A 9,823-nucleotide genomic window follows, 5' to 3' on the forward strand; every position below is an offset into this window, starting at 1 on the left:
ATTAACCAGGAGCAGGCTCTCGCGTCTGCCCCCACGACCGCACAGCACCCACCGGAAGACAGGAAGTCCCCGATGTCGTTCATCTCCGTGATCGTCGGCAGCAAGCTCGCCGTCGGACTCATCGCGCTCGGAACCGTCAGTGTCGGAGGCGCCGCGGCTGCGGCGTACACCGGCTCCCTCCCTCCGGAGCTGCAGAACGGCGCTCACGCGCTGATCGGAGCCCCGGCCGCCCAGCCGACGTCGCTGTCGACGCCGGCGCCGACATCCGCCCCCACCGACGACCCCACGCCGACCGACGACCCCACGCCGACCGCCGGGCCCACCTCGACCCCGACGCCGACGCCGACCGCGGAGCCGGTCGGTCCCGACGCCGCGGGCCACGAGGCCTGGGGTCTGTGCGAGGCGTACTCGCACGGCGGACTCGGGTCCGGCTCCGTCGCCCTGGCGAACCTCGCCCAGGCTGCAGGGGGCGTCGGCGCGATCCAGTCGTACTGTGCGACGATCGCGGCGCAGCACGAGCCTTCGGAGCACGGCAGCGCCGAGTCGACGCACGCGCCGGAGGCCGAGAAGCCCGAGGGCACGTCGGACCGCAAGCCCGACAGCAAGCCGGAGGCGCCCGACGCCCCCGAGACGGACGCCCCCGAGGTGCACACGCCTTCGACCGGTGCGCCCGTCCCGGACGCCCCCGACACGAACACCCCGTCGGCCGGCACCACCGGTGGCTCCGGAGATCACGGCCGCCCGTAGTCCCGCGTAGCCCGGGTCTGACGCTCGATGCGTCGTCGGTCGGACCCGAGGCGTCACATCTGATGTCAGAAAGCCCCTGGATGCCTCTCAGGACCCCCGCCCCGCCGTCGCCGTCTCCTCACCCCCGGGAAGACGGCGCGCGGGGCGGGTGCCGTCGCGGCGCCCTGCGACGACCACGTCGCGCAGGGCGCCGCGTGACGAAGGGCCACCGCCTGCCTCGGGATTCGGGTTCCCGCGGCAGGCGGTGGTCGCAAGCGCCTCAGCGCAGCGGCTCCCAGCGCTCGTCCCGTGTCGATCCGGCTAGAGTGGCCGCGTGAGGCACCCCCGCGTGAACGGCCCCGTCGCGGAGCCCGTGGAGGATGCCGCAGCGATCTTCACCGAGGCGTACCGAGCGCACGCCGCCTCGCTGCTCGCCTACCTCCGGTCGCAGGGGGTGGAGGATCCCGAGGCCGTCACGCAGGACGTGTTCATCGCCGCGTACCCGCGCCTCGCCACTCTGAGCGGGGGCGGCGACGGTCTGCGCGCCTTGCTCTTCACCATCGCGCACGCGCGCGTCGTCGACCACCATCGTCGCCGGTCCCGCACCCCGCAGCGCGTCGAGTACGACCCGCTGGCGGACCCGAGACGGAGCCCGTCGGCCGAAGACCGCGTCGTGCGCGGCGAGCTCGGTGTCGGACAGCTGCTGGCGGGATTGAACCCGGAGTATCAGGAGGTGATCGCCTTGCGCATCCTCGGCGAGCTGACGATCGACGAGGTCGCACAGATCATGGGCCGAAGCGCCGGGGCGATCAAGCAGCTGCAGCGGCGAGCGCTGATCGCATTGCGCCGCGAGTTCGGGCTCGACGGCGACGCCGGCACGGCGATCGAGGCCGGCACCGACCGCGGGCCGGCCGTCACCGGGCGACCGCCCGCCGAAACCGAGGAGGCGAGATGACAGCGCACCAGCCCGATACCGACCCGGTGCTGCGCCTGCTGACCGAGGCCGAGCTGGCCGACGATGCCGCGCTCGCCGAGCTTCTCGACGGCCTTCGGGCGACCGTGCCGGCCGAGCCGCCGACTCCCTCGCGCGACGTGGCCAGGCTGATGTCGGCGCGCCGCCGCCCCTCCGCGACGTGGTTCGGCCGCCGCGGCACTCGGACCACGACCCTCGTCCTCCTGGTCGCAGCCTTGGCCGGCGGCGCATCCGCCGCCGCCGCGGCGAGCCCTGCCTTCCACACAGCGGTGCGCGATGCCTTCACGACGCTCGGCCGTCTCGCCGGGGCCTCCGTTCCACCGCTGCCGTCACCCGCGAACGGGCGCCCGGAGGAGGGCGGGAGCGGGGCCGGGCAGCCGCCGACGTCGGGTGCGCCGGCGCTGCTGCACGGCCGGGCCGCTCCGGGCGGTGCGACGGGAGCCGACGGATCGACCGTGCCCGGCGACCAGTCGCGCCACGAGAACGCGAGCGGCCAGGACGGCACGGACTCCGGCCGGGGCGCGGTGCTGCCGGGGGAGGCCGAGCATTCCGGGTCAGGCGACGGGCCAGGCGACGGGTCAGGGGCGGCAGGCACGGGCAGCCCGGAAGGCCGGCACGGTCCAGGCTCGGCCGGCGCCCAGGACGGCTCGTCAGCGGGCGAGGCGCAGAAGTCGCCCGCCCCCGACCCCGCGCGTGACAGGAGTGACCCGGGCCCGACCGCGACGCGGGCCCCGGTGACCTCGACCACGCCCCCCGGCGAGCCAGGCGCCGACAACTGATCGGCGGCGCCGCACCGGCGCCGCCGGCGCAGACATCCGTCACGAACCGCGGCGCGGTGCCGCGAGTGGCGACATCCGTGACGAGAGCCGCGCTCGCCGTAGCGCGCTGCGACGGAGGATGATGGGCACGAACGAGTGAGGAGGCCACCGATGGCGACGACGTTCCGTGATCTGCACTCCGGCGCGCGGCCGCTGCTGCTGCCGAACGCCTGGGACGTCGGCTCGGCGCTCGCCTTCGTCGCCGCTGGGTTCCCGGCGGTCGGAACCACGAGCTTCGGGGTGAACGCGTCGACGGGCCGCCCCGACGCAGCCGGCGCGAGCAGGGAGGCGACGGTCGCCCTCATCCAGCGGCTGCGGGTGCTTCCGGTGCACGTGACCGCCGACATCGAGGACGGCTTCAGCGACGATCCGGAGGTCGTGGGCGAGCTGGTCGCCGGGCTCGGCGTGGCCGGTGTGAACCTCGAGGACTCGGCCGGCGGGCGGCTCGTCGACCCTGCGATCCCCGCGGCGAAGATCGCCGCCATCAAGCGCGCTGCCCCCGATGTGTTCGTCAACGCGCGCGTCGACTCCTACTGGTTCCACGAGGACGACACCGTGGAGGCCGTCCTCGCCCGCGCCGCGGTGTATGCGGAGGCCGGGGCCGACGGCTTCTTCGTCCCGGGCGCCGCCGACCCTGCCGTGCTGGAGCGGCTCGCCGCCGGGTGCCCGCTGCCGCTCAACGTGCTCGTCACGCCGACGCTGACGCTCACGCAACTGGGCGAGCTGGGTGTGCGCCGGGTCAGCACGGGCTCGCTGCCGTACCGGGTGGCGATCGACGCGGCCGTGGGTTGCGCGGTCGCGGTGCGGGACGGCGAGGAGGTCCCGTCCGCGACCTCCTACGCCGATTCGCAGCAGCGCCTGATCGACTTCGCTCGGCTGGCGGATGCCGATGCCGCGCATCCGCCGAGGGGCGCCCAAGCGCCCTGAAAACGCCGAAATAGGGGCGTCTACGCGCCCCTCGGGGCACCCTCGGGCGTAGTGTCGGGCGACTCGACCCAGGAGGACCGCCCATGATCGCACTCTCACGCAGGCACGACGCGCGTCCGAGCCGCCCGGCGCCCGAGCGCAGTTCGGTGCCGAGAGGGGTGCGCGCGGCCTCCGAATGGTCGTGGCGGCTGCTGACCGTGATCGCCCTGGCCGGTGTCGTCATCTACCTGGTCGTGGTGTTCCAGGACATCGTGGTGCCCCTGCTCGTCGCTCTCCTGGTCTCCGCCCTGTTGCAGCCGACCGTCGCCTCGCTCATCCGGCGCCGCTGGCCGAAATGGCTCGCCATCACGCTCTGCCTCGTGGCCTTCGGAGCCGTCCTCGCCGCGCTGGTGACGCTCGTCGTCTGGCAGGTGCGCATCGGCCTCCCCCAGCTCGAGCACGAGTCGGTCGCGGCGTACAACCGGGCGAGGGACGCGCTGCGCCAGCCGCCGTGGAACGTCACGGACACCGAGTTCGCCGGGTACATCCGCAGCGCCGGCGCCTTCGCGCAGAAGGACAGCGCTGCGCTGGTGGGCGGCGTGCTGAAGGTCGGCACGACGACCGGGCACCTGCTCGCCGGCGGCCTCATCGCGACCTTCGCCACCATCTTCATGCTGATCGACGGCGGCGGCATCTGGCGGTGGATCACCCGGCTGTTCCCGACCGGAGGGCGCCCCGCGATCCGCGCCGCCGGAACGGCAGGCTGGCGGACGCTGACGAGCTTCGTGCGCGTGCAGATCCTCGTCGCGGTGGTCAACGGCGTCGGTATCGGCCTCGTCGCGTTCTTCCTCGGGCTGCCTCTGGCCATCCCGATCGGCGTGATCGTGCTGCTGGCGTCGTTCATCCCGGTCGTCGGGGCGATCGTCTCCGGCATCGTCGCGGTCGCGATCGCCCTGGTGTTCGGCGGCCCGATCCAGGCCTTGGTGATGCTCGCCGGCGTGCTGCTGGTGCACCTCCTCGAGGCGCACGTCATGCAGCCGCTGCTCGTCGGCGGAGCGGTGAAGGTGCACCCGCTGGCCGTGGTGGTCGGCGTCGCCGCCGGCACCGGGATCGCCGGCGTGCCCGGTGCCCTCTTCGCCGTGCCCTTGATCGCCGCGGGCAACGCGATGGTGTCCGCCATCCTGCGGGTCGCGCACGGCGCACCCCCGGCCGATGATCCGGGCCCGGAGAAGGTGGAGGTCGCCGGCGCCACGCCCGCCGCCTGACGTCCGCCCGGCAGTGTCCCTCCTCCGCAGACACGGCTAGGGTGTGCGGTGGCGGCCGGTAGGAGGAGGTCCGATGCGCGTGTCGGCGTGGCTCAAGCGTCATGATCCCGACTTCGCGGCGCTGCGTCGTGCCGGGCGTGCGGCGATCGTGATGCCGCTGCTGTTCGCGTTCGGAGGCGTGGTGATCGGAAGCCCGGACGTGGCGACCTTCGCCGCGTTCGGGTCGTTCGCGATGCTGCTGCTGGTCGACTTCGGCGGCCCGCTGATCGACCGCGTGCAGGCGCAGCTCGGTCTCGCGGTCGCAGGAGCCGTGCTGGTGTGCCTCGGCACGCTCGTGTCGAGGCCGGTCTGGCTGTCGGCGGTCGCGATGGCGGTGGTGGCGCTCGCCGTGCTCTTCGCCGGATCGGTGAGTTCGGTGCTGGCGTCCGCGAGCACGTCGTTGCTGCTGGCGTTCATCCTCCCCGTCACGCTGCCCGGCACGATCGCGTCGCTCGGCCCGCGGCTGCTGGGCTGGGGGATCGCCTCCGTGGTCGCAGTGGCCGCCATCGTCGTGCTCTGGCCGGCGCCGACCCGCGAGCCGCTGCGCGGCGCCGCCGTCGATGCCTGCCGGGCGCTCGCTGCGCGCCTGCGCGCAGAAGCGGCGGCGATGCTGCGCGCGGGCGACGCCGGGCTCGCCGCCGACCGCGACGCCGCGACCCGCGCGGCCGATGCGGCCGTCGCCGCGTTGCACCGGTCGTTCCTGAACACGCCGAACCGGCCGACGGGGCTCAGCACGTCGGCCCGCACCATCGTCCGGCTGGTGGACGAGCTGACCTGGCTGAATGCCGTCATCGAGCAGTTCGAGCACGTCAAGCTCTCGGCGACGACGCCGGGTGGGCCGGTGCACGTCGCCGCCTTCGAGGTGAAGAGCGCGGCCGCGGCCGTGCTGGACCGCGGGGCCGAACTGCTGTCGCGGCACGCCGGCGACCCGGCAGACGTGGAGGCCGCCCTCGGGATCCTCGGCGAAGCACGCGGGGCGGTGGAGGCCGCGACCATGGCGCTTCCCGCCACGGGCGGCACGGCGGAGGGCGGCCGGGCGGCCGACCGCTTCGTCGCCTCCCTCGACCCCGGTTTCCGTGCGCAGGAGCTCGCCCAGGCGACCACGACCGTCGCGATGAACATCGTGCTCACGGCGCGGGCGGAACGCCGCTCGTGGTGGCAGCGGGTGCTGGGCCGCCAGCCCGGCGACCTGGCCGGCCCGGTGGCCGCCGCTGCGGAGCGCGCGAGCGGCTACGTCGGCTGGAACTCCGTCTGGCTGCGCAACAGCATCCGCGGGGCCGTCGCCCTGGGGCTCGCCGTGCTGCTGGCCAACCTGACCGGTGTGCAGCACTCGTTCTGGGTCGTGCTGGGCACGCTGTCGGTGCTCCGGTCGAACGCCTTGAGCACCGGGCAGACGGTGCTGCGCGGCGTGATCGGCACGTCGATCGGGGTGCTCCTCGGCGCAGCGGCGATGTTCGCGATCGGCGACAACCGGGTGGTCATCTGGGTGCTGCTCCCGATCGCCGTCCTGGTGGCGGGGATCGCGCCGGCGGCGATCTCGTTCGCGGCCGGACAGGCGGCCTTCACGATCCTGCTGGTGCTGCTCTTCAACCTCATCGCGCCGTCCGGGTGGACGGTGGGCCTCATCCGCATCGAGGACATCGCGCTCGGCTGCGCGGTGAGCCTCCTCGTCGGGGCGTTGTTCTGGCCGCGCGGAGCCGCCGCCGCACTGCGTCAGGCGGTCGCCGAGGCGTACACGGAGAGTGTGGCCTATCTGACGGCCGCGGTGGCCTTCGGGCTGGGCCGCTGCGATGCGGCGGCGCACGACCTCCCCGAGCCGCGAGCGCAGTCGCTGCGCGCCGCTGCCGCCGCGCGCCGGCTCGACGACGCGTTCCGCACCTACCTGGGTGAGCGCGGCAGCAAGAGCCGGCCGCTCGCCGAAGTCTCGGCCTCCGTCAACGGCGTCGCCGGCGTGCGGCTGGCGAGCGATGCGATCCTCGACCTCTGGCGGGGGCAGGAGGCCGCCGACGTCGACCGCGCCGGCGCCCACCGGGCACTGGACGGTTCGATCTCGCGGCTCGACGACTGGTACGCGCGGTTCGCCGCGCGCCTGGTGGCGCGTGAGCCCCTGCCCGCACCCGAACCGGTCGACGCCTCCGCACGTGCGCGGCTGGCCGACGCCGTGGAGCGCGACCTGGGCGACGAACACGGGAAGGTCTCGGCGACGGCCGTGAGGATCGTCTGGACGGGCGACTACCTCGACGTCGTCCGCCGGCTGGAGGGTGTCATCGTCGGCCCGGTGGACACGCTCGGCGGCGAGCTCCCGAGCCGCGCACGGGCGGGCGGCTGAGTCGCAGCACGCCCCCGCACGCCGCCCGCACGCCGCCCGGCCGCCGACTCGCCGTAGCCGAGCGGCACGCCACGGGGTTACATTGTGCGCGACGTCGGCTGGTCCAGCCGTGCGGGGTGTGCGGGAGGTGGTCGTCGTGAGTGCGGCGAATCGGGTGCGGCCGACTTTCGGCGGTCTTTCGGCGCCCGCGCAGCTGACCGTCGAAGGAGCCGGGATCGTCGTGGGCGCGATGGTCTTCGTCGTCGTCGGCGTGCTGGCGCTGCTGCTGTTCTGGGGCCGCACCCTCCCGATCGCCGGGCCCGACTCCCTCGGCCAGTTCGTCGGGATCGCCGGCGGGATCATCGCCTTCCTCGCCTACCTGACCGGCAGGCTCTGGCGCAGGCAGGGGCTGACGCCGATCGAGGGAGGCGCCGCGGCCGAAACAGCCGACACGACCGCTGCGGCCGACACGCCCGCATCGCGCCGGGCGACAGGCGTCGACATCTTCGACACCTTCGCCATCGCGCTGGCCCACGGCATCCTCGCCCTGCTCGGCTGGCTGGTGCTGGGCGCCGTGCTCGCGAACGGCTTCCAGGACGCGACCGTCTACCACCTCTCGGCGTCCGCGCTCGCCGCCGCTGCCGCCGGGGTCACCGGGTACGCGGTGTTCCTCTCCGCGGCCCGGATGGACCTGATGCGGCTCTCGACGGTGCTCGCGGCCTTCGCCGTGGTCGGCATCCTCACCGCCATGCTGAGCGCCCCCGACCCGCACTGGTGGCAGTTGCACCTCAGCGCTCTCGGCATGACGCAGAGCGTGTCGTCGCTCGCGTTCAACCTGACCCTCGTCGTGGCGGGCGTCATCGTCACGGCGATCGCGCGGTACGCGACCGACGCGCGCGGCATCGACGAACCGAGGCGCCGGTCAGCGGTGCTCCGGGTGCGTGTCGGCCTCATCCTGATCGGCGTGCTGCTGGCCTGCGTCGGGATCTTCACCCTGAACATCTCGGTGACGCTGCACAATGTGTCGGCGGTCGGGATGGTGCTCGTGTTCGCGCTCGTCGTGTTCTGGGTGCGCGGTGCCCTCCCGAACGCACCGCGGTCGTTCTTCGTGCTCGGCTACGCGTTCTTCGCCGTCATCGTGCTGATGCTGGTGTTCTTCGCGATCGGCTACTACGTGCTGACCGCGGCAGAACTGGTCGCCGGGGTCCTCGTGTTCAGCTGGCTCATCGTCTATCTCCGGGTCAGCGGTGCGGCCGCCGCCGAAGCGGAGAACAGACACGTCGTCGAGGAGTAGCGTGCGCCTTCGACAGCGTGTACAGGAATCGCCGTCGCGCCCCCGCCTAGCATCCTCGTGACCCGATGGAGGAGTTGATAGCAATGGACAGCATCGAACGTGACGTCGTCATCGTCGGCGCTGGAGCCTCCGGCCTCACGGCCGCGACGCAGCTGAAGAAGGCCGGACTGAGTGTGGCCGTCCTGGAGGCCAGGGACCGCGTCGGCGGCCGCCTCTGGACGAACGACATCGACGGCGCGACGCTGGAGATCGGCGGCCAGTGGGTCTCGCCCGACCAGGACGCGCTCATCGAGACGCTCGAGGAGCTGGGCCTGGAGACCTACTCCCGCTACCGCGAGGGCATCAACATCTACCTCGGCGAGAACGGCGCCCGCCGCACCTTCGAGGGCGAGATCTTCCCCGTCGCGCCGGCCACCGAGAAGGAGATCGTCGGCCTGATCGAGCGCCTGGACGCGCTGGTCGCCGAGATCGACCCCGACCGGCCGTGGGACCACCCGCAGGCCGAGGAGCTCGACGAGATCTCGTTCCGGCGCTGGCTGGAGACGCAGACGGACGACGAGGAGGCCCGCCTCAACATCGGCATGTTCATCGCCGGGGCGATGCTCACCAAGCCCGCGCACGCCTTCTCCGCGCTGCAGGCCCTGCTGATGGCCGCCAGCGCCGGCAGCTTCAGCCACCTGGTGGACGCCGACTTCATCCTCGACAAGCGCGTGAAGGGCGGCCTCCAGCAGGTGCCGCTGCTGCTCGCCGAGCGCCTGGGCGACGACGTGCACCTGAACGCTCCGGTGCGCACCCTCCGCTGGGACGAGTCGGGCACCGGAACGCGCGTCACCGCGATCGCCGACGGCGTGGAGGTGCGCGCCCGCTTCGCGATCCTCGCCGTGCCTCCCGTGCTGATCAGCCGCATCTCGTACGAACCGCCGCTGCCGCGCCGCCAGCAGCAGCTGCACCAGCACCTGTCGATGGGGTTCGTCATCAAGGTGCACGCCGTCTACGAGACGCCGTTCTGGCGCGACCACGGCTACAGCGGCACCGCGTTCAGCCCGTACGAGCTGGTGCACGAGGCCTACGACAACAGCTACCACGGCGACCCGCGCGGCACCCTGGTCGGCTTCGTGTCCGACGAGGCCGCCGACGAGGTGTTCCGGCTGTCGCCGGAGGAGCGCAAGGCCCGCATCCTCGAGTCGATGTCGCACTACTACGGCGTCGAGGCGCTCAGCCCCGTCGTCTACTACGAGAGCGACTGGGGCAGCGAGGAGTGGACGCGCGGCGCCTATGCCGCGAGCTTCGACATGGGAGGCCTCGCCCGCTACGGCTCGGACCTGCGCGCCCCGGTCGGCCCCATCCACTTCTCGTGCAGCGACCTGGCGGGCAAGGGCTACCAGCACGTCGACGGCGCGATCCGCGTCGGCCGCGAGACCGCGGCGGCGATCGTCGCCGCGCTGCAGCCGGCCCGGTAGCCCCCTCAGACCGCGCGCGGCCAGTCGTGGATCT

Annotated in this window: 8 protein-coding genes; all 8 read left to right on the forward strand. The window is 73.3% G+C overall.

All coding sequences use genetic code 11. The features are described 5' to 3' along the window. Window positions 1-72: 72 nt before the first annotated feature. Window positions 73-747, forward strand: coding sequence for a hypothetical protein (locus tag Q0Q23_RS08005; protein WP_295121802.1), 675 nt, complete (start codon window positions 73-75; stop codon window positions 745-747). A gap of 313 nt (window positions 748-1,060) precedes the next feature. Beyond that, complete coding sequence (locus Q0Q23_RS08010) at window positions 1,061-1,681, forward strand: RNA polymerase sigma factor (RefSeq protein WP_295121804.1); 621 nt, start codon at window positions 1,061-1,063, stop codon at window positions 1,679-1,681. Then, complete coding sequence (locus Q0Q23_RS08015) at window positions 1,678-2,478, forward strand: hypothetical protein (RefSeq protein ID WP_295121806.1); 801 nt, start codon at window positions 1,678-1,680, stop codon at window positions 2,476-2,478. The genes Q0Q23_RS08010 and Q0Q23_RS08015 overlap by 4 nt, the downstream gene beginning before the upstream one ends. 150 nt (window positions 2,479-2,628) lie before the next feature. Further along, window positions 2,629-3,444: an isocitrate lyase/phosphoenolpyruvate mutase family protein gene (locus tag Q0Q23_RS08020; protein WP_295121808.1), complete on the forward strand. Its 816-nt coding sequence runs from the start codon at window positions 2,629-2,631 to the stop codon at window positions 3,442-3,444. An 83-nt stretch (window positions 3,445-3,527) separates the two neighbouring features. Then, complete coding sequence (locus Q0Q23_RS08025) at window positions 3,528-4,688, forward strand: AI-2E family transporter (protein WP_295121810.1); 1,161 nt, start codon at window positions 3,528-3,530, stop codon at window positions 4,686-4,688. Window positions 4,689-4,761: 73 nt separating this feature from the next. Next, window positions 4,762-7,056, forward strand: coding sequence for an FUSC family protein (locus Q0Q23_RS08030; protein WP_295121812.1), 2,295 nt, complete (start codon window positions 4,762-4,764; stop codon window positions 7,054-7,056). Window positions 7,057-7,192: 136 nt separating this feature from the next. After that, complete coding sequence (locus Q0Q23_RS08035; protein ID WP_295121814.1) at window positions 7,193-8,329, forward strand: DUF998 domain-containing protein; 1,137 nt, start codon at window positions 7,193-7,195, stop codon at window positions 8,327-8,329. Between the two features lie 83 nt (window positions 8,330-8,412). After that, window positions 8,413-9,789: an NAD(P)/FAD-dependent oxidoreductase gene (locus tag Q0Q23_RS08040; RefSeq protein ID WP_295121816.1), complete on the forward strand. Its 1,377-nt coding sequence runs from the start codon at window positions 8,413-8,415 to the stop codon at window positions 9,787-9,789. The last annotated feature ends 34 nt before the right edge of the window (window positions 9,790-9,823 follow it).

The organism is uncultured Leifsonia sp., assembly GCF_945957465.1.
Taxonomy (GTDB): Bacteria; Actinomycetota; Actinomycetes; order Actinomycetales; family Microbacteriaceae; genus Leifsonia.

Excerpts from the sequence above, each read along its gene's own strand:
- Q0Q23_RS08005 (WP_295121802.1), top strand. The coding sequence starts at position 73 with ATGTCGTTCATCTCCGTGATCGTCGGCAGCAAGCTCGCCGTCGGACTC.
- Q0Q23_RS08015 (WP_295121806.1), top strand. The coding sequence starts at position 1,678 with ATGACAGCGCACCAGCCCGATACCGACCCGGTGCTGCGCCTGCTGACC.
- Q0Q23_RS08020 (WP_295121808.1), top strand. The coding sequence starts at position 2,629 with ATGGCGACGACGTTCCGTGATCTGCACTCCGGCGCGCGGCCGCTGCTG.
- Q0Q23_RS08025 (WP_295121810.1), top strand. The coding sequence starts at position 3,528 with ATGATCGCACTCTCACGCAGGCACGACGCGCGTCCGAGCCGCCCGGCG.
- Q0Q23_RS08030 (WP_295121812.1), top strand. The coding sequence starts at position 4,762 with ATGCGCGTGTCGGCGTGGCTCAAGCGTCATGATCCCGACTTCGCGGCG.
- Q0Q23_RS08040 (WP_295121816.1), top strand. The coding sequence starts at position 8,413 with ATGGACAGCATCGAACGTGACGTCGTCATCGTCGGCGCTGGAGCCTCC.